This window comes from Metapseudomonas resinovorans (assembly GCF_002003485.1).
In the GTDB taxonomy this organism is placed as follows: Bacteria; Pseudomonadota; Gammaproteobacteria; order Pseudomonadales; family Pseudomonadaceae; genus Metapseudomonas; species Metapseudomonas resinovorans_D.
In genome coordinates, this window is the sequence record NZ_BDMA01000020.1 from 81061 (window position 1) to 100733 (window position 19673).

The 19673-nt window shown below is 62.3% G+C and carries 13 protein-coding genes; 4 read left to right on the forward strand and 9 right to left on the reverse strand.

Annotated features, from left to right (window positions below; genetic code table 11):
• Nucleotides 1-3: 3 nt before the first annotated feature.
• On the forward strand, nucleotides 4-1146 hold the full coding sequence (locus tag MnOB_RS06300) for an acyl-CoA dehydrogenase family protein (protein WP_077523134.1): 1143 nt from the start codon (nucleotides 4-6) through the stop codon (nucleotides 1144-1146).
• 184 nt (nucleotides 1147-1330) lie between these two features.
• Here the strand turns inward: MnOB_RS06300 and MnOB_RS06305 are convergent, their stop codons facing one another.
• The 3 genes from MnOB_RS06305 to MnOB_RS29515 form a co-directional block, all read right to left on the reverse strand.
• The gene (locus tag MnOB_RS06305) at nucleotides 1331-2065 is read right to left on the reverse strand and encodes an alpha/beta fold hydrolase (protein ID WP_077523136.1); all 735 of its coding nucleotides are present in this window, start codon (nucleotides 2063-2065) and stop codon (nucleotides 1331-1333) included.
• A gap of 79 nt (nucleotides 2066-2144) precedes the next feature.
• Nucleotides 2145-3332, reverse strand: coding sequence for an acetyl-CoA C-acyltransferase (locus MnOB_RS06310; RefSeq protein ID WP_077523138.1), 1188 nt, complete (start codon nucleotides 3330-3332; stop codon nucleotides 2145-2147).
• Nucleotides 3333-3353: 21 nt separating this feature from the next.
• Nucleotides 3354-5696 (reverse strand): acyl-CoA dehydrogenase family protein, encoded by a 2343-nt coding sequence (locus MnOB_RS29515; RefSeq protein ID WP_107504034.1) that lies wholly within the window; start codon nucleotides 5694-5696, stop codon nucleotides 3354-3356.
• Between the two features lie 120 nt (nucleotides 5697-5816).
• Here MnOB_RS29515 and MnOB_RS06320 point away from each other — a divergent pair, with 120 nt between their 5' ends.
• Nucleotides 5817-6428 (forward strand): cysteine hydrolase family protein, encoded by a 612-nt coding sequence (locus MnOB_RS06320; protein ID WP_077523140.1) that lies wholly within the window; start codon nucleotides 5817-5819, stop codon nucleotides 6426-6428.
• A gap of 92 nt (nucleotides 6429-6520) precedes the next feature.
• Here MnOB_RS06320 and MnOB_RS06325 read toward each other — a convergent pair whose 3' ends face one another.
• The 6 genes from MnOB_RS06325 to MnOB_RS06350 all read right to left on the reverse strand — a co-directional run bounded on the left by MnOB_RS06325 (nucleotide 6521) and on the right by MnOB_RS06350 (nucleotide 15701).
• The gene (locus MnOB_RS06325; protein ID WP_077523142.1) at nucleotides 6521-8062 is read right to left on the reverse strand and encodes an AMP-binding protein; all 1542 of its coding nucleotides are present in this window, start codon (nucleotides 8060-8062) and stop codon (nucleotides 6521-6523) included.
• Nucleotides 8063-8067: 5 nt separating this feature from the next.
• The gene (locus MnOB_RS06330) at nucleotides 8068-8862 is read right to left on the reverse strand and encodes an SDR family oxidoreductase (RefSeq protein ID WP_077523144.1); all 795 of its coding nucleotides are present in this window, start codon (nucleotides 8860-8862) and stop codon (nucleotides 8068-8070) included.
• Between the two features lie 105 nt (nucleotides 8863-8967).
• Nucleotides 8968-11472: an efflux RND transporter permease subunit gene (locus MnOB_RS06335; RefSeq protein WP_077523146.1), complete on the reverse strand. Its 2505-nt coding sequence runs from the start codon at nucleotides 11470-11472 to the stop codon at nucleotides 8968-8970.
• Nucleotides 11473-11507: 35 nt separating this feature from the next.
• Nucleotides 11508-12572, reverse strand: a complete 1065-nt coding sequence (locus MnOB_RS06340) for a YCF48-related protein (protein ID WP_077523148.1) — start codon at nucleotides 12570-12572, stop codon at nucleotides 11508-11510.
• Nucleotides 12573-12677: 105 nt separating this feature from the next.
• Nucleotides 12678-14057 (reverse strand): DUF1329 domain-containing protein, encoded by a 1380-nt coding sequence (locus tag MnOB_RS06345; protein ID WP_077523150.1) that lies wholly within the window; start codon nucleotides 14055-14057, stop codon nucleotides 12678-12680.
• A gap of 39 nt (nucleotides 14058-14096) precedes the next feature.
• Nucleotides 14097-15701 carry a DUF1302 domain-containing protein gene (locus MnOB_RS06350; protein WP_077523152.1) on the reverse strand — a complete coding sequence of 535 codons (1605 nt, stop codon included), beginning with the start codon at nucleotides 15699-15701 and terminating at the stop codon, nucleotides 14097-14099.
• Nucleotides 15702-16422: 721 nt separating this feature from the next.
• Here MnOB_RS06350 and MnOB_RS06355 point away from each other — a divergent pair.
• Both MnOB_RS06355 and MnOB_RS06360 read left to right on the forward strand, forming a co-directional pair.
• Nucleotides 16423-18435: an oxidoreductase gene (locus MnOB_RS06355; protein ID WP_077523154.1), complete on the forward strand. Its 2013-nt coding sequence runs from the start codon at nucleotides 16423-16425 to the stop codon at nucleotides 18433-18435.
• Between the two features lie 33 nt (nucleotides 18436-18468).
• Complete coding sequence (locus tag MnOB_RS06360; RefSeq protein WP_077523156.1) at nucleotides 18469-19671, forward strand: acyl-CoA dehydrogenase family protein; 1203 nt, start codon at nucleotides 18469-18471, stop codon at nucleotides 19669-19671.
• The last annotated feature ends 2 nt before the right edge of the window (nucleotides 19672-19673 follow it).

The following is a 19673-nucleotide window of genomic DNA, read 5'->3' on the forward strand; positions in this document are numbered from 1 at the left end:
ACCATGGATTTCCAACTCAACGAAGAACAGAGCATGTTGCAGAACAGCGTCCGCCGGTTCATGGAGGATAACTGCGCATTCGACAAGCGCGCCTCGGTGGTCGGCAAGGGCTCCTTCGACTCGGGCCACTGGCAACAACTGGCCGACTTGGGGTTGCTGGGGCTGACAGTGCCGGAGCAGTTCGGCGGGATGAACTGCTCAGCAGTCGAATCCGCTCTGGTGATGGAAGAAATCGGCCGGGTACTCTGCGTGGAGCCTTACTGGGCTGTGGCGGTTCTGGCTGCCCAGACCCTAGTCGCTACCCGTGACGCTAAGGCCGCACCATTGCTCCAGGCGCTCTGCCTGGGCGAAGTACTGCCGGTACTGGCGCACGAGGAAGCCGAAGCTCGAGGTAACACGGCCCTGGTGCAGACCCGTGCCACCGCCATCGATGGTGAGCGTTGGCACCTCAATGGCGAGAAGGTCGCGGTGGTGGCGGGCAACGTCGCCGAACTGCTGATCGTCTCTGCCCGTACCAGCGGCAATCACGACAGTGAACAAGGCATCAGCCTGTTCCTGGTGGACCCCAAAGCGCCGGGCGTGGAACGTCGCGATGTGCGCCTGATCGACAACCGTTGGGCCAGCCACCTTTACCTGCGAAACGTGGAGGTTAGCCAAAAGAACCTGCTGGGTGTCGCCGGCCTCGGCCTGGCCGCCCTGCGCCATGGCATCGAGCAGGCCACGGCGGCGCTCTGCGCCGAAGCGGTTGGCGTCATGGAGCGTTCCCTCTGGATCACCCGTGACTACTTGAAGATCCGCAAGCAGTTTGGCCAGTTGCTGGGGGACTTCCAAAGCCTGCAGCACCGCATGAGCGAGATGCTGATTGAGCTTGAACTGTCTCGTGGAATGCTTCACTACGCCCTCTCCAGCCTTGACAAGGGGCCGGCCGAACGTACCCGCGCACTGTCAGCGGCCAAAGCCCATATCGGCAAAAGCGGTCACTTCGTTTGCGGCCAGGCCATCCAGCTGCATGGTGGTATCGGCGTCACCGAGGAATACGTGATCGGCCATTACTTCAAACGCATGACACTGATCAACAGCGCCCTTGGCAGCAGCATGCACCACTTCGAGCAGCTGGCAGCCCAGGAGAGGTCAGCCGTCGTCTGAGCACGAGTGCAAGCCCGGGCGTCGATTGCTGTCCGGGCATATCGGGCACCCGCCAACGCCGCTGGAGGGTGCTCCTTCACAAGGCATGCTCGGGTTCGCCCGGCCATGCCTTGTTTTTTTTGCGGGGAACAAGCAGGCCCTCCCCCTACATATCGAAGCATCGCTGAGAGGACGCCTGCACCGCTCAAGCAAATCGGCGCAACACCTCGGCCAGCAACTCTGGATGGGACACAAAAGGCTCGTGAGGCGTATCGATCTCTTCCACCTCCTCACACCCCAGCCGCTCGGCAAAGCGCCGCTGCCAGAGTGGTGGCAGGATATCGTCACGTAAGGTCAGGACGTAGCTCGCCACTATCCCGACCTCCCGGTAACCCCGCCTCGACACAGGCTCGAATTGAGCCGCGGGTGGCGTTTGGTCTTGACTGACTTCGTTGAGCAGCCATTCGAGCTGTGCCGGACTGAGATCCCGACCGAAGATAGCGACACTAAGCGCCTCGGGTGACGTGGTCGCCAGATCAACCGGCCAACCCACCTGCTCCGGATTGTCTCCCTGCCGTCCTGTCCCCAACATCTCCATGATGGTCTGGCCTTCTTTCGGCACGGCCGTGGTCAGGTAGACCAGGCGCGAGAACAGTGCTGGGGCATCCACAGCCATCATCGGCAGCAGCACACCGGCGATGGAGTGACCGACCAGGACGCCACCGCGCACTCCGAGGGCTCGAAGCTCGTCATTCAGCTCCCGAGTGATGGAGGTCAGCGTCGCGTCCTGCGGATCGCGATGACGCTTGCGCCCACAGCCTGGCATATCCAGCAGGATGATACGGTCGAAGTTATGACCACCTGCACACAGCGTTGCGATCAGAGGGTCCCAGCACCAGGATCCATGCTGACCGCCGTGGAGGAAGATCAAGTCTGCCATTCTGGGTTTCCTTCTCGCCTAGAAATGAACAAGGCCGGACACCCCCGTTTCGTGGATGCCCGGCCAGCCCTTCAAGCAATCAGCCGTAGACTTCGAACAGCCCAGCTGCGCCCATTCCACCGCCGACACACATGGTTACCACCACGTAGCGCACACCACGACGTCGGCCTTCCAGAAGCGCGCTGCCCACCAGGCGCGAACCGGTCATGCCGAAAGGATGACCAAGTGCAATTCCACCACCATTGACGTTGAAACGCGCAGGGTCGATGCCCAACTTGTCACGGCAGTAGAGCGCCTGGCAGGCGAAAGCCTCGTTCAACTCCCAGAGACCGACGTCGCCTACGGTTAGGCCATGCTTTTTCAGCAATTGGGGAACGGCGGTGACCGGACCTATGCCCATCTCCTCAGGTGCGCAGCCTGTAACCATGAAGCCACGATAGGCGCCCAGGGCTTGCAAGCCACGCTGTTCGGCCAGTCGCGCCTCCATCAGCAGGCAGGCCGAGGCACCATCGGACAGCTGGCTGGCGTTGCCGGCCGTGACACTGCCACCTTCCAGCACCGGCTTGAGATTGGCCAGGCCTTCGGCCGTGGTATCGGGGCGCAGGCATTCGTCCTTGCTGAACAGGAAGTCTTTGTAGCTGACCTCCTTGGTTTCCTTGTGCACCAGTTTCTGCCGGACGTGCAGAGGCACTATTTCCTCATCGAACACGCCACTGGCCTGGGCGGCTGCCGCGCGACGATTGGCCTCTAGCGCGAAGACGTCCTGTGCCTCGCGGCTGACGCCGAACTTCTTCGCCACAAACTCGGCGGTCTCGATCATTGGCATGTAGGCATGTGGCACGACTTCCACCAGCGCCTCGTCCTTTTCACGTACCGCCCACTCGAGGTAGCTGGGGGTCAGAGCACTGACGTTCTCCGAGCCGCCGCCGATCACGATATCCATCTGATCGACCATGATCTGCTTGGCGGCGATGGCCACCGCCATCAACCCGGAGGCGCACTGCCGATCGACAGTGGAGCCGGCGACGTTCACGCCCATTCCAGCACGTAGCGCGGCGGCGCGCGCCAAGTTGCGGCCAGCGGTGCCGGCGCCCATGGCCGCGCCAATGATCACGTCTTCGACTTCGGCCGGGTCAATGCCCGCGCGCAGAGCAGCCTGCAGCAGCACATGGCCGGTCATCGAGGGTGACTTGATGTCGTTCAGCGCGCCACGGTGGGCCTTGCCTATGGGGGTACGCGCGGTGGATACGATGACAGCTTCTCTCATGAGGTTCTCCAGATGGCCGCTTCAGCCACGGGGTGCATTGGGCATGTTGAGGACGGCCTTGGCCAGGATGTCCCGCTGAATCTCGTTGGCGCCTGCATAGATGGTCACCGGCCGGGACATCATCAGAGGCCAGTGCAGGTCAGTATGCAGATCGCCCAACTGGACATCGCCCACAATGCCGCCGTACTCGCCGCTGACTTCCAGGTTGAACTCGGTGATCCGCTGCAACAGCTCGGAGACATAGACCTTCAGCACCGAAGCCTCGGCGCCGGGCTCTATGCCTTCCAGGGCGATGCGATCACATAGCTGGGCGTAGAGCAGGCGATAGTCGTGCAGGTCGGCCTGTAGTCCGGCCAGGCGATCGAGTACGCCCCGATCAGTCGAAAGCTGCAGTTGCGCTACCAGACGCTCGGCCAGGTCCAGCGCGCTGCCTGCCATGGCCGAACTGCCCAGCCAGATACGCTCATGGCCAAGCAGTGCCTTGGCCACGCTCCAACCCTGGTGCAACTCTCCCACCAGGTTCTCGGCAGGCACCCGCACCGCGTCGAAGAACACCTCGCAGAACTCGTTCTCGCCGGCAATGTTGGCAATAGGCCGAATACTCACACCGGGAGCCTTGAGGTCGATCAGCAGGAAACTGATGCCCTGCTGCTTCTTCTCGAACTTGCCGGTGCGCACCAGGGTGAAGATATGGGTGCAATCGGTGGCGTGGGTGCTCCAGATCTTCTGCCCGCTGACGACGAATTCGTCGCCCTCGCGCACCGCCTGGGTGCGCAGGCTGGCCAGGTCAGATCCGGCGCCCGGTTCCGAATACCCCTGGCACCAGACATCTTCGCAACGCAGGATGCGCGGCAGGTAATAGGCCCTCTGCGCCTCGCTGCCCCACTTGATCAAGGTCGGGCCGAGCTGGGTTTCACCGTTGTCGATGATCCGCCCTACTCCTGCGCGTTCCATTTCCTGCTGGTAAATCCACTGCTTGCTGAAGGAAATTCCCATGCCGCCATGTTCTCGAGGCCAGGCAGGGGCACGCCAGCCATGATCGTCGAGCAGCCGCAGCCAGTTGCACAGGTCATCACCGCGCAGGCGCAGGAACGGGCGCCTGTCATTCTGCTTCAAGTGCTTGGGGTAATACTCTTCCAGCCAGCGCCGCAGACGCAGGCGAAACTCTTCGTCACTCCAGTCACGCGGGTCGCTGGACAGGCTCAAAGCCACGTCCAGCCGGTCGCCACGGGCCAACTGATCCTGACGCAGGGACGGATACGCCGCGGCAAAGGCTCGACGGTGGGCCTCTACCGACCCTAGCCAGGCCGCGCCGAACAAAGCCGACCTCAGGTAGAGGCCGATATCCACTTCCTCGGCGAAGCCCATGGCGCCGTGCAACTGCACCGCCTGCTTGCCGGTTATCAGAGCCGCCGTGGCGCAGCGAGCCTTGGCAGCGCTGATGGAGGCCAGGGTCTCGGCGGATAGCGGCGCACGTTCATAACAAGTCAGGGCGTGGCGCCATGCTGCGTTCGCCAGGGAGATTTCAATATGCAGGTCCACGCAGCGGTGTTGCACGGTCTGGAATGCGCCGAGGGGGCGCTCGAACTGAACCCGCTGGCTGACATAGTCGATGGTCTGGCGCAGACAACCCGCTGCCTGTCCGGCCAGTTCGGCACCGAGGGCCAAGCGCCCGGCGGCCAGCGCCTGGCGCAACGCCTTTTCAGCACCCTCGCCCAGTAGCAACGGTTGGGCGAATAGCAACGGCGCCTGCTGGAAATGCACGTGCGCTTGCGTGCCGATGCCAGCCGCGAAGGCTTCAATGCAGACACCAGGAGCATCAGCCGCGACCGCCACCAAGGCCAACTGGCCCTCCAGCTGAGCGGACACCAAGAGCACCGAGTCGGCCTCACAGCCAAGAACGAACTGCTTGCTGCCGCTCAGCACACCATTCTCGACGCTGCAGGTCGGCAGGCCCGGCTCCAGTAGCCCGGCACCTTCCTGCCAGGCCAGCGCGAGCGGGCGTTCAGCCGCCTGCAACCAGTCGGCGAGCTGCGCCACGCCATTGGCCGCGTCCTTGGCGTATGCGGCCTCCAGCAGTACCGACGGCATTACGCAGCAGGCGACGAAAGGCTCGGCCAGCAGCCGTTCCCCCATCACTTCTGCCAGTTCGCATGCTTCTCGCAGGCCAAGTCCGCTTCCACCCAAATGTTCAGGCAGCATGACCGAGGTCCAGCCAAGGTCGGACATGCCCTGCCACAGACTGCGCTCGAGGGGACGTACGCGCCCTATCCAGCCACGCAGGCGAGCCGGCTCGTGGTTGCCAGCCAAGTAGTCATTAGCCGAGTCCTTGAGCAGTTGCACCACACCAGTATCATCATTCATTTCAGCTTTCTCGTCGCTTAATAACTGATAAACTATCAGCTATAATGCCTCAGGGAAGCAACAAGTCAATGCGTTGGAATAGGCTCGCCTCGACAACAACACGTAGAAACTGGAGGTTCCATGCTCAGAGGGTTGGATAAAGGACAGCGCGCTGCGCTGCTGATCAGTGAATGCCAGCAAGGGGTAATCGACCCTGCTCTGTCACCGTTCCAGAGCCTGGCCGAACAAGCCGCGGCGCGAAGCATCGTGCCGCGCATCGCCCGCCTGGCACAGTGCTTCAGGGATGCAGAACTGCCGGTTATTCATTTACACGTAGTGCATCGACCAGGTTACCCCGACCTGCCCCGCACCAGCGCGATCATCGTCCGCTCGGTCAAGGATCAGCGAATGATCGCGGGCAGCCAGGACGTGCTGGCGGTGGAAGAACTGCAGCCCCACCCGACGGATATCGTCCATGCTCGCAGTTTTGCCCTGGTGGCTTTCCACGGAACCGAACTGGACGCCATGTTGCGCCACATGGGCGTGCAGACGCTGGTAGCGGTTGGGGTGTCCACCAATGTGGCGATTTCCGGGCTATCTCTCTGCGGCTCGGACCTCGGCTACCAGGTGGTGGTCCCCGAGGACTGCATCGCCGGCGCCTCGGCAGAGAGCCACGAATTCATCCTGCGCAACTTGCTGCCCCTGTACAGTACTGTGTGCGACAGCGATGCGGTGGTACAGGCGATAAGCTGAGGACCTGCGCTCTGCGTGGGGGCGAGTTCATTCGCGGATGAATTGGCCCCCATTTACCGGACGATCATTGGGATTCCACCGCCCCTGATGCTTCAGCTGGCGAAGCGCTCCCTGAGGACATGCTTGAGCACTTTGTTCAGGGTCTCGTTGCGCGGCAGGCGATCCACCAGTTCCAACTGCTCCGGGATCTTCTGCACCATGATCCCGCTAGCCCAGAAGTAGGCGACCATTTCCTCGAACGCCAGCGGCGGCTGGCCCTCGGCAGGCTCGACTACCGCGCAGACCCGCTCTCCCCGCTCGGCGTCGGGTAGGCCTATCACAGCGACTGCGCGCACTTTGGGATGGCCGTAGAGGATATCCTCGAGCTCCCGCGCGGAGATGTTCTCGCCCTTGCGGATGATCACGTCCTTGAGGCGCCCGGTCAGCGTCACCCGGCCATCGGTGCGCAGCAGGCCGAGGTCGCCGGTGTGGAAGAAGCCATCAGCATCGAACGCATCCGCTTCCAATGCCTTGTCCGTATAGCCCTTGAACACGCCACGACCGCGTACTCGTATTTCGCCGCTCTCCCCCACGGCAGCAAGACTACCGTCCGGGCGCACGATGCGCAGCTCTATGTCTTCGACGGGCAGACCTTCGGAGAAGGCCAACTGATCGTCTCCATGGCCGGGGGAACCGGCACAGATCAGCGGCACCTCGGTCATGCCGTAGTTGTGGGTCAGCACGCAGCCCAGTTCGGCCTTCACTTGGTAGTAGAGCTCTGGCGGCTTGGGCGCGCCGCCGCCGCAAAGCAGGCGCAGCGATGGTATCAGTGGCTCGCCCGGTTGGCGGCGTTGCTCCGCCAGCAAGGCTTCGTAGTGGGCAGTGCTGCCGCCCGTTGTGGTGACACCGAACTGGCGGAAGATGGCCGCCGCTTCTGCCACCTGGAACCTATCCAGCAGCACAGCACTCATGCCACTGGAGAGCAGCATGGCGGTGTACATGGCGCCGCCAATATGGGCGTAGGGGAAAGCCACGGTCCCCACATCGGCGGGTCCGACTTGCATGGCCCGCGCCAGGTTCCGGCCACCGATCATCAGCGTCTGATCGCTGTGGCACGCCCCTTTAGGCTCCGAAGTAGTGCCCGAGGTGTAGTAGACCCAGCGCACTGACTCGCCATCTTCCGGTGTTGGCGGAAGGTCTACCGCCTTGCCCTGGGGCAGGTCGCCGGACATCACGATTATCTGAAGCGGACTCTCCAAGCTGTCGCGAATGCGCTGGGCCATAGCCGGGAAATCACGTTCTTTCGCATCGGGGACCAGCAAGAAGTCCGAGCGGTTGCGCTCCAGCACACAGCGCACCTCGCGTTCGCCATAGAGCGAAATGATCGGATTCTGCACGGCCCCCAGGCGCGCAAGCGCAAGAGCGGTCATCACCGCAGTGATCCCGGTGGGTAGCTGCCAGGTCACCACAGAGCCGGGTCCAATGCCACGCTGCTGAAAGCCGGCTGCCAGGCGCGCCGAGATATCCAGGGCCTGAGCGAACGTCAGGCGCAGACGTCGATGCCCGTCGATCAGCATGATGGCTTGAGGGCTAAGCACCACCCGGCGCTGCAGCAGTGCCCAGAGGGTCGGAGCTTCCAACAGTTGCTGTTCCATGCTGCTTACCAGGCGGCTCGGTGGGCGCCGCCGTCCACGGGTATCAGGCAGCCGGTGAGGTAACCACCGAGTTCTGAGCAGAGATAGGTTGCCAGGGACGCGATCTCCTCCGGCCGGCCCATTCGCTGCACCGGCACACCACGGGACAAGCGCTGGAGCATGTCGTCAAGGGCCATGCCCTTGGCCGCTGCCATCTTGCCCACCTGATCGCGCATATGCTCGGTGGCGATCCAGCCAGTGGCCAGAGTATTGACGGTGATGCCGAAGGCGGCGAACTCGTCGGCCAGTTGCTTGTTCAGGGTCACCACACCGGCGCGGGCAGTGTTGGCCGCCATCAGCCGCAGTCCAGGAGCAGGCTCCTTGGCAGCGGCCGTGCCTATGGTGAGCAGACGACCCCAACGCTGTTCGCGCATATGCGGCAGGGTCGCCCGCGCCAGGTGCACCACGCTCATCACCAGGCCCCGGAAGGACTCGGTGAAGACGTCGGCGCTGTCTTCCAGGAAGTCCCCGGGATCGCCGCCATGGACGTTGGTAATGACAATTTCCGGGGCACCGAATGCCTCGCGCGCCAAGGACACCGCTCGCTGCACGTCGGCGTCGCGGGTCAGGTCTGCGCTCACCCCGATAGCCATGCCTCCGTTGGCGCGGATGGCCGTCACGGTTTCATCCAGGGCTTCCTGACCACGAGCCACCACTACTACTCGGCATCCTTCGGCGGCGAGCATCTCGCTGCAGGCCCGGCCTATACCCTTGCTGCCGCCCGAGACCAGTGCAACACGTCCATCCAATCCAAGCTTCATGGTTCGATTTCCAAGCATTATTGCGGTTTCAGGCGCACGACAGCAGGCCGGACGGCCTGCTGCAAGAGCTTCGCCCTACCCTGCTCCGACGCCCAGACTCTTCTATCAGACCGTGGCCCGGTAGTGTCGGGCTCGGCGATCCTCGTCAGCCAATACCGACTCCGGCTCGATGGTCTCCGGAGGCTCGCTCCCGGATGGCGCAGCCTGGGCCCGTTCACCACTGGTGGAGGATGGCAGGAGGAAGTAGGACAGGGCCGGAATCAACACCAGCGCGCCCAGCATGTTCCAGAGGAACATGAAGCTGAGCAGGATGCCCATGTCGGCCTGGAACTTGATCGGCGACCAGATCCAAGGCAGTACACCCGCCGCCATGGTCAGGCCGACCAGCCCGACGATGCGTCCAACGAAGTCCAGGGAACCCTCGTAGGACTTGGCCAGCGTCATGCCCTGGCGTTGCATGCCGAGCTGCACGCTCAGCAGGTAGAGGGCATAGTCAACGCCAACGCCGACGCCCACGGCGATCACCGGCAGCGTGGCCACCTTGATGCCGATGTTGAGCATCACCATCAGGGCCTCGCACAATATCGAGGTGATGATCAGCGGGATCAGCGCCACCACTACCGCACGCCAGCTTCGGAAAGTGACAAAGCAAAGCAAGGCAACGGCACCGTAGAGCACCAGGTGCAGGGTCCAGAAGCTGCGTTTGACCACGATATTGGTAGTCGCCTCGATCCCGGCGCTGCCGGCCGCCAGAATGAACTCGCGATCCTGACTGTTGAACTCGGCGCCATGCTTCTCCACCTCTTGCACCACGCGATCCAGCGTGGACGCCTTGTGGTCGGCCAGGTACGCAACGATGGGCGTGATGGCGCAACTGCGGTCGGCCAGTTCGGGCCGGTCCGTGGAGAACATGTTGAACGCCTGGGTGCGATTGCTGTTGTTATGCGGGATGGTCATCCACTTGGGGTTGCCCTCGAACATCCCGGAAGTGGCCAAACGTATCCCGTCGGCCGGCGAGAAGGTGGTCTGCACGCCTGGTAGCTCGCGAAGGCGCGCGCTCAGGCGGTCGGCCTCAATCAGGGAGGCGAACTGCGTGCACTCTCCCAGTGGGGTCTTCAATATCACCACGAATTGGTCGGTGGATAGGCCGTAGTTCTGGCTGACGAAAGCCACGTCACGGTTATAGCGGGATTCGGGGCGCAGCTCCGGCGCTCCGGGATTGAGGTCACCGAACTTGACCTGCTGGCTGATCGAAAGACCGGCGCCGGTCAGCACTACCGCGGCGCACACGGCCAAGGTGGCACGCCGGCGCTCGGTCAGGCGGATCAACCAGGTGCGAATGGCCTGCATCGGGCTGCGGCCGGCGTTCAGCTGCTCTGCCGATTGCACGCTGCGCTTGGCGGCCGAGGGGCTGACGCCGAAGTAGGACAGCAGTACCGGAATCAGGAACAGCTTGGTGAATATCAGGATGGCCACGCCCAGACTGGTAGTCAGGGCCATGTCGCGGATCACCGGGATGTCGATGATCATCAGCACGGCAAAGCCGACGATGTTCACCAGTAGCGCCGTCAGGCCAGCCATGAACAAGCGGCGGAAGGTGTAGCGGGCGGCAACGTACTTGTGGGTGCCGCGACCAACGTCCTGCATGATGCCATTCATCTTCTGCGCGCCATGGGACAAGCCGATGGCAAAGATCAGGAAGGGCACCAGGATCGAATAGGGATCGAGCACGTAACCAAGCACGCTGAGCAGACCCAGCAGCCAGACCACCCCGAGCATCGCGCAGAACACCAGCAGCAGGGTACTGCGCAGGCAACGGGTGTAGGCTAGCACCAGAGCACTGGCGATCAGCACCGAGTAGGCGAAGTAGGTCATCACATCGTAGAGACCGTCGATCAGGTCACCCACCAACTTGGCGAAGCCAATGATGTGGATCTTGATCTTATCGTTCTCGAGCGAGCGCACCTGGGTTTCCAGCTGTCGGGAGAACTCCGAGTAGTCCAGCGACTTGCCGGTCTCGGGGTTGATGTCCAACAGCGGTACGAAAATCATCGAGGAACGCAGGTTGTTGGCCACATAGCTGCCGACGATACCGGCGCGGGTGATGTTTTCCCGCAGGCGCTCCATGGAGGCCGGACTGCCATCCCAGCGGTCCGGAATCACCGGGCCACCGCGATAGCCTTCCTCGGTCACTTCGGTCCAGCGCAGGCTGCTGGTCCAGAGGCCGCGCATCCACCCCTGGTCGACGCCGGGCATCAGGAACACGGCGTCATTCACCCTTTGCAGGGCCAGCAGATAATCCTTGTCGAAGATGTCACCCTTGGTGTTCTCCACCACGATACGAGTGGAGTTGCCCATACCGCGCAGCGCATCGCGATGCTTGAAGTAGTTCTGAATGTACGGGTGGGACTGCGGGATCATCTTCTCGAAGCTGGTGTTGACCGGCAGCTTGAGTGCGCTCCAGCCGAAGAACAGCGTCAGCAACGCACAGAGCAGGATGACCATGCCGCGATGGTTGAACACCATACGTTCCAGCCAGTTCCCACTTGCCCTGTCGAACTGCCGCGGATCCGAGATGACAGGCATGTCGAGTGCGTTTGAAAAAGCCATATTCGCCTCTTGTTGTTCTGTATTTCGACTGATGCCTAACGCAGGTTCACCTGACGCGCACCAGAGTATCCAACTGTGACTGCCCTGCCGCCCGGCAGCAGCGCCAGACTGGAGAAGCGCCCCGGCCGGCTGGTAGCAACGGCCTGGAAGCCGTCGAGCTTCGCGTCGCTGATGATGACCCGACCATCGACGCTGGCCAGCAGGAAGCGCCCATCCGGCAGCGCCTGGACATCGCTCAACGCCACCTTCACGCCAGTCTCCATAGGCGACCAGGATGCGCCCTGGTCCATGGACTTGTAGGCCGTGCCACGCAAGCCGGCGGCTACCACAGCCTGCGGAGTGACTTCGACACCGAAGAAGCTGCCGGTGTACCCGGTTTCCACCAAGTCGAAGCGGCCGCTAACTTTGTTGTAGCGGAAGACGATGCCGCGCTCGGAGGCGATAAACACCTGCTCACCAGAGCCGGCTATAGCCAGGTAATGGAGGAATTCCGGATTGTCCACCCGCTCCATCCAGGACACCCAGGTCTTGCCACCGTCTTCCGTGGCCAGCAGGGTGCCGAAGGTCCCAGCCACGAAGCCGTGCTGATCGTCGGCGAACCAGACGTCCATCAGCGCCTGCTCGGGGCCGTCCTTGTAGTTCAGTTTCACACCATCGAGGTAGGCCAGGGCTGCCTGGTCCCCGCCTTCGGCAAGCTTGGTGAAATGCTCCACCAGCTGCGTGGCGGCCTGCCGACCGTCGTACTGCTTGACCCAGCTTTTGCCCTGATCGGCGCTGTGCAGCACCACCCCTTCGTGGCCCACTGCCCAGCCCTGTTGCGGCGTAGGAAAGGTCACGCCCAGCAAGTCGGAGGAAACCGGTGAATCGACTTGGCGCCAACTCGCCCCGGCATCATCGGAGATCATGATCAGTCCCCTGACTCCCACCGCCACCAGTCGATCCCCCGCCGCAGCCACCGCATTGAGGTGGGCACCAGCCAGGTTGCTCACCGCAGATGCCGGACGATCCAGCGGTTCGAGGAAATCGCTCGCCTGACCCGCGTAGGCCGGCAGGCAGCACGACAGGAGGAACATCAGGAACAGATTACGTACAGCAGCCATTTCATCCTCACAGCAGCGCCGGACCGTTGTGCATTCAATCCCTGAACAGTCAGGAAAAAAAAGGGGGATTTCTCCCCCCTACGCTCAAACCTTGCAGTGGGGCGCTCAGCGCACCCCACTACCACCCAGTGCACCTGAAGTGAAGAAGCTCACCGGGTAAGGATCGACCTTGAAGAAGCCGGTCATCTTCGGCGCGCCCATCAGGGAGCCGTTGCCGTAAACGCCTTTGGTCATGTCGTACAAGACGTACTGGCCGTTACGGTAGGCAGGCTTCTCATATTGCTGAATGGACGGCTGGTACATCAGGTGGTGGACCTTGCCAGCCTGGTCCAGCGAGTGATAGACGAGGATGCTCCAACTGTCTTCGTCCAGCAGGAAGCGCTTGACCTTCTGCACATGGCGCTCGCCCGGCTTCAGGGTCGCCTCCACTACCCACACCCGGTGCAATTCCCAACGCAGGACGTCAGGGTTCAGGTGCTTGGGTGTGTTGGCTACCGCCGGGTCGACGCTCCAGGCCTTGTACGTGTTGTAGGGCACGAACATTTCCTTGCGACCGACCAGCTTGAAGTCGAACTTGTCCATCTTGCCGTCGAAGCCATTGATCTCATCGAACAGCAGGATACCGCCGCTGGAGGTACTGACAGTGTCGTACTTGAACTCCGGCGCCAAACGCACGCGCCGCTGACCCGGCACGTAGGACCAGGCCATGGCGTCACGTTCCTGGACATTCAGGAAGTTGAAGCGCATCTGCTTGACGCCAGCCGAAGCCGAAGGCTGGCTGGTGGAGGCGATCAGCGCCCAGTACGGCTGGTTGTCCGGTACCTTCTCCAGGCTGTTGTCCCAGTAGAGGTTACGGTTCTCGATCTTCTGGACGCTGGTCAGGCTCACACCGCCGGAGCTGTCGATCAGATAGGCCGCCTGGGTTCCTTCGGAGAACGGCAGCTCGTACTTGACGTTGGCGTTCCACATGGCTTCGTAGCCGTCTTTCGGAATCGGGAACGGAATCTGCGCATGTGCGCCTTCCAGACCGGGAGCGTTACCTACGAGCTTGGGATTCTTCACGCGCTTGACAGTGTTGTCGTACACCCATTGCGGATAGCAGGCAGTCCGGTGGGTCGGATACACATCGACGCGGAAGGTGTCCGGATAGCGCTTGAACAGTTCCAGCGTGCCTTCGTCCAGCTTGTCCTTGTATTGCGCCAGGTTGGCCGCAGTGACGCTATAGAGCGGCTTTTCGCTAGCAAAGGGGTCGGCATAGGGGGAACCGCCCTTGGCACCCATGATCGGCTTGTAATCGGCTGGCGCCGTGCACAGGCCACCATCCCAGGCGGGAATGGTGCCATCGGCATTACCGGCCTTGATCGCGCCCAAGGGCGTCAGCGTATTGCCGAGCTGGCTGATTTCTTCATCCGTGGGGGCTGCAATGGCCTGGCCGGCGAGCAACACGCCAGCGGTACCCACTATCAACATTTTCTTGTAGTTCATTGACTATTCCCTCACGTCGGGCAGGAAAAGGGGAACGGACTAGAAAGTCGCCTTGTAGGTGAAGGACAACCAGCCATGGTCGTTCTGCACGGCAGAGCCGTTGGTGTAGTCGGTCGTCACGTAGTTACGTGCCGGATTGACGTCGTAATCGGCGTAAGAGTCGATCCACTTCAGGGTGAAGTTGTGCACCTGGCGGTACTTGCCACTGATGCCGATCGAATAGTTGTAAGCACCTTCGCTGGTGCCGCCTAGGGTCGGGCTATTGCCATCCAGGCCATAGGCAACGCTGACCGGCATCGACACATCCCAACCTGGGAACAACTGGGGCCACTCGGGAGTGAAGCCGACCTGCATACCCCAGGAGTCCTTGGTGGCACAGTTCTCGGTAAAGGCGGTGACGCACGCATGGGCACGATCATTGAAACGCGCTTCGTTCTCAGTGATCTTGTCCAGGCGGTTGTAGGTCAGTTCGCCCTGCAGCGTGCCACCTTCCCAGAGCGCGGTCTTGGGCAGCAGGTAGATGCCGTTGACCAGCGCATGCCAGGTATTACCCCGTGCGCCCTCGGCCTCGTCGTATGTCGCCTGGGCGTTGTTGCTCGGCAGAACGGTGAAGCCAGCAACCGAGTTCAGTGCGGCGTCCTTGCGATAGGAGACCTCACCCGCAACGCTCACGGTACCAATGTTCTTGGTCAGGCTAAAGCCGTACAGTTCGGTATTCCGGGCGTAGTTAAGGCGAATCGCGTTAGGCAAAGGCCGGAACACACCTGGCGCAACCTGGGTCACACCCAGTTGGGTAAAACTCCAAGGCAGTTTTTCGTCGAACCTGCGGTAGTAGAGACCGGCGGTGCCCTCCAGCCAGTAGGGGCTCCAGCGCAGGTTCACGCCAAAATCACCACTATTGTCCGGCTCGAGGTCGTCACCGTTGGGAATACGGAAGACCGCGGCCGGTGAACCCAGATCGGAGCGCGCACCGTCGGAACCGGCGAAGTATGTACCGCCCGGGACCAGACGGAAGGGTTTCCAGTCCAACAGATACTGCGCCGACAGCGCCAGTTCATCGGTTAGCTGTATGGTGGTAGAAATCTGGTCGAGAGGCAGGAACAGCTCCTTGGCCTCAGAGCCTGGACTGGTGGCTGCCTTGATGGTATCCACCGGACCTTGGGAGTAAGCGATGCTGTTGCCAATGGAGAACAGCGACTCGCCCCAGTAGACGTTGTGCTGGCCAGCCTTGACGTTTACGTCCATATCGCCAACGTGGAAACCGGTGAAGACGAACGCGTCGAGGAATTCCCCAGACGGGCCTGCGATGTAGCGGTCCGCATAGGAGTTGTAGTGATCGTTGGTGTAGTTGCCGCTGCGGGCCAACGCGTCGTTCGGCTCAGGATTCCCCTGATAGACATCGTCATACCAGCCCGCCGCACTGACGCGGAAGCCGTGCTTTTTCTGCCAAACAACGTCGAGCTCTGTAAGCAGGTCCAGGCGACTGGTTACCATGTCGCCACGGTCGAACTTGTTCTCGGTGTCGTCGAAGAAGGGCGAACGATTGAAATGGTCGTTTTGCCCTTCCATGCGCCAGCCGGCGTTGTAGCGGATGGTGTTGTCCCAGCGGACTTCGAGGTCCGGGTTGCCGGTCTCGAAGGGCATTGCCTGTACGCAGGTGGTACCCGCCGCACCCAGGATCAGGGCGATCGAGCAGGACAGCTTGGAAGGGCTTGGACGGCCAGAAACACCACTGCAAGCACTTCTTGTTTTTGTTCTTTTCACTTGGCTGCTTCTCCGATTCAGATCGGTTTTTATTGTCGATCCCGCACGCCAGGAGGCGGTCGGAACATCGGCAAGGGAGGAGTCGGCCGGCCCACGGTAACGCCCTATCGACCGGAACTCCTGGGTCATAAGCTAACATACAGTCAGCTTTGCGCAACCCCTTCGTCCAGAAAAAATGATCAACCCCAAGGTTTCCGTTTCCAATCAGTAACTTAACCATCCTGATGGCGAGTTGACTGCGCAATAGCCCAGGCCGGCAACTGGCAAAAATTTCTATCGAGGCAAACGCGTTGCCACGTCAAGAATAGCGCCCCAGAGCGGCTTCAACGGGTAATCAGGGCAGGACCTGAGCCACCGCTGCAGCGACGAACGGCGCTCCTCACTCCCCCCACACTCCGCTTCGATCATCATTCTCAACGTCAGCAGCAGCGCCATTCCGCCAGCTTTGTCCTCCAACTTCATTCTCTCGCATAGCCCCTAGCGCTGCCGCTATAACTGATATATCGTCAGCTATACATCATCAACAGACGCGCCACGACAACGTCAGGCCAGATCCTGCCACAGAGGCGAAGGCCAAGAGCGGTAATACAAGGAGGCAACAATGCCCGACGCTCCCTACCCCCATTTGTTCCAGGACCTGGTCCTGCGCAACCTGCGAATTCCCAACCGCACAGTGATGGCCCCGATGTCCACCAACCTGGGCAGCACGGATGGTTTCGTTACCCCCGAACAGATCGCCTTCTATCGCGAGCGCGCGGCCGGCGGCACGGGGATGATCATCGTCGAGTTCTGCTGCGTGGAAGGCGCGACCGGCCGCTCCGAGCATCGCCAACTGACTCTGGAATCCCCAGCCCAGGTGGCCGGGCACCAGCGCCTGGTGGAAGCCATTACCTCCGCCGGCGCGGTTGCCTGCCTGCAGCTGCAGCACGGCGGCCGCGGCGCCAAACGCGACCTCCTGGCAGATGGCATGCCCATCGCGCCCAGTGATGTCGCTACACGCTCTGGTCGACTGATGGCGCGCGCCATGGACGACGCCGAGGTCGAGCGCCTGATCGAGGCCTTCGGCCGCGCTGCCGAACTGGGTGTGCAGGCCGGCTACCAGGCCGTCGAACTGCACGGTGCCCACGGCTACCTGCTGACGTCCTTCCTCTCGCCCTACTCCAACCAACGTACCGACCGTTGGGGCGGGGACGAGGAACGCCGGCTCAATTTTCCGCGCCGGGTAATTCAGCGGGTACGACAGAGCATCGGCGACCGGCCATTGATCTTCCGCCTGTCAGCGGACGAGTTCACCCCTGAAGGCCTTTCCATCGACGACATGGAGCGCATCGCGCCCAAGCTTGTCGCGGCCGGGGTGGATGCCTTGCACGTTTCCATCGGCCTGGGCTGGACCAGTTTCGACAAGGTAGTGGAACCCATGTCCACCCCCGAAGGTTGGCGCCTCCCCTACTCCCGGCGCATTCGCGCCGCCACCGGCATACCCGTAATCAGCGTCGGCCAGATCCGCTGGCCGGAAACCGCCGAGCGGGCTATTCGCGACGGCGACGCCGACATGATCGCCCTCGGCCGGCCGCTGTTGGCCGACCCGGAGTGGGCGAACAAGGCCCGACGTGGCGAACGAGACTGCATCCGCCCCTGCACGTCCTGCAATTACTGCGTTGCCATCAGCTCGGCTGCCGACGGGGCCATCGGATGCGCCGAAAACCCGCGCACCGGCCATGAGTTGGACAGTCTGCCGGACGCTGGTAGCCGACGGGGCCAACGCGCCGTGGTGATTGGCGGCGGCCCTGGCGGCATGGCCGCAGCGCTCATGCTCCAGCAGGCTGGATTCGCCACCGAGCTGCACGAGTCTCGCTCTGTACTGGGTGGCGGCCTGATAGCGTCGGCTGCCCCTCCTTTCAAGGACAAGCTCACCTGGTACCTGGACTACCTGCACCGCCAGCTTGAGCGAAGCGAGGTAGTGGTGCGCCTGGGAAGCCGGGTAGGCCTGGCCGATCTCACCCAAGGTGAAGCTCCGGCCATCGTCCTTCTGGCTACCGGCGGCCAGCCTATCCGTATGCCTATACAGGGCGCGGACGGCCCTGCAGTACGCGACGCCTACGAGCTGCTGATGGGTGACAGCGCGCGCCTGCCCGTCGAGATCGGCGAGCGGCCGGTGCTGGTCTATGGCGGCGGAGAGACCGGTTGTGAAACCGCCGAACTGCTCAGCGAACAAGGTCATGAGGTCGTGCTAGTGAGCCGTTCTCCGGCCGAACAACTCGCTCGCTCGGCGGAGATGATCTACCGGGGCGTACTCAAGCGCCGCCTGCTGGAAAACCCACGCATCCAGATTCAGGACAACGCCAGCATCGAGCGCATCGACGACGACGGTCGCGTGCTGCTGCGCCACCAAGACGGCAGCAGCAGCGAGTTGCAGACCAGTGCCGTACTCATCGCCCAGGGTCGACGCCCTGACGAGAGCCTACTGCGCGGCCTGCTGGAGGCCCAGTTGCCGGTCACCGTGATCGGCGACGCGCGTCGCGGTGGACGTATCGGCGATGCGGTCCATGACGCCTACCGCGCGGTCCACAGCCTTTGCTCCGGAACGGCGCCACTGCGCCCTCTGGCCTGCTGATCGAGAACAGGAAATCTGTTGAAGGAAATTGCCATGCAACTGAATCTCTCCCCGGAAGACGAAGCGTTTCGCGACGAAGTCCGCGCCTTCCTCAAGGCCAACCTGCCCGGCGATGTGATTCGCCGCAGCCGCACCGGCATGCATCCGCCACACGAGGATGACCGCCGCTGGTGGAATCGGGCCCTGCATGACAAAGGCTGGGCCGCTCCCCATTGGCCGGTAGAGTATGGCGGAACCGGTTGGTCGCACCTCAGGACCCACATCTTCGAGTACGAATCCTGGCTGGCGGGCGCCCCTGAGCTGCGCTGGCAGGGTCTGCGCCTGATCGGGCCCGTTCTCTATACCTTCGGCAGCCCGGAGCAGAAGGCCCGATATCTGCCGGCCATCCTCAAGGGCGAGGAAATGTGGGCCCAGGGCTTCTCCGAGCCGGGCGCAGGCTCCGACCTGGCATCGCTCAAGACCAACGCAGTGCTCGACGGCGACCATTATGTGATCAACGGCCAGAAGCTCTGGACTACCGAAGGTCAGTACTGCGAGCAGGGCTTCTTCCTGGTTCGTACCGAGAACAGCGACCGTCCGCAGAAAGGCATCTCGATGATCATCATCGACATGCGCACGCCAGGCGTCACCGTGCGCCAAATCCCCATGATCAATGGCGAGGGTTCTACCTGCGAGGTGTTCCTCGACAATGTCCGGGTGCCGCGCGAGAACCTGATCGGTCAGCCGGGCAGCGCTTGGACCCAGGCCAAGTTCCTTCTTTCCAACGAGCGTACCTCCAGCGCCGACCTGTACAAGGCGCGTGGCGACCTGGAACGCATTCGCACCATTGCCAGCCAGGAACTCAAGGACGGCCGCCCACTGCTGGAGGATCCGAACTTCGCCCGTCGCTTCGGCGCCTTGCGTCTGGAGGTAGAGGCCCTGGAATGGTCAGTGTTGCGGGTAATGCACGAAGCCCCCAGCCGCCATCCTATCGCTGCCTGCGCCTCGGTACTCAAGGTACGCGGCTCCAGCCTGCAGCAGAAGCTCACCGAGATGATGGTGGAAGCCCTGGGTCAGCGCAGCCTGCGCCAGTACCGCCGCGACGAGGCCTACGCCGAGCCGACCGGCAACCCACTCTGGCCGGCCTATACAGCGGGCGTGACCACCGACCTCATGTACCTTCGGGCCTGCACCATCTATGGCGGTGCCATGGAAGTCCAGAAAAACATCATCGCCAAACTGGCGTTCGGATTCTGACC

Excerpts from the sequence above, each read along its gene's own strand:
- MnOB_RS06320 (WP_077523140.1), top strand. The coding sequence starts at position 5,817 with ATGCTCAGAGGGTTGGATAAAGGACAGCGCGCTGCGCTGCTGATCAGT.
- MnOB_RS06335 (WP_077523146.1), bottom strand. The coding sequence starts at position 11,472 with ATGGCTTTTTCAAACGCACTCGACATGCCTGTCATCTCGGATCCGCGG.
- MnOB_RS29515 (WP_107504034.1), bottom strand. The coding sequence starts at position 5,696 with ATGAATGATGATACTGGTGTGGTGCAACTGCTCAAGGACTCGGCTAAT.
- MnOB_RS06330 (WP_077523144.1), bottom strand. The coding sequence starts at position 8,862 with ATGAAGCTTGGATTGGATGGACGTGTTGCACTGGTCTCGGGCGGCAGC.
- MnOB_RS06345 (WP_077523150.1), bottom strand. The coding sequence starts at position 14,057 with ATGAACTACAAGAAAATGTTGATAGTGGGTACCGCTGGCGTGTTGCTC.
- MnOB_RS06325 (WP_077523142.1), bottom strand. The coding sequence starts at position 8,062 with ATGGAACAGCAACTGTTGGAAGCTCCGACCCTCTGGGCACTGCTGCAG.
- MnOB_RS06340 (WP_077523148.1), bottom strand. The coding sequence starts at position 12,572 with ATGGCTGCTGTACGTAATCTGTTCCTGATGTTCCTCCTGTCGTGCTGC.
- MnOB_RS06300 (WP_077523134.1), top strand. The coding sequence starts at position 4 with ATGGATTTCCAACTCAACGAAGAACAGAGCATGTTGCAGAACAGCGTC.
- MnOB_RS06355 (WP_077523154.1), top strand. The coding sequence starts at position 16,423 with ATGCCCGACGCTCCCTACCCCCATTTGTTCCAGGACCTGGTCCTGCGC.
- MnOB_RS06305 (WP_077523136.1), bottom strand. The coding sequence starts at position 2,065 with ATGGCAGACTTGATCTTCCTCCACGGCGGTCAGCATGGATCCTGGTGC.
- MnOB_RS06310 (WP_077523138.1), bottom strand. The coding sequence starts at position 3,332 with ATGAGAGAAGCTGTCATCGTATCCACCGCGCGTACCCCCATAGGCAAG.
- MnOB_RS06350 (WP_077523152.1), bottom strand. The coding sequence starts at position 15,701 with ATGCCCTTCGAGACCGGCAACCCGGACCTCGAAGTCCGCTGGGACAAC.
- MnOB_RS06360 (WP_077523156.1), top strand. The coding sequence starts at position 18,469 with ATGCAACTGAATCTCTCCCCGGAAGACGAAGCGTTTCGCGACGAAGTC.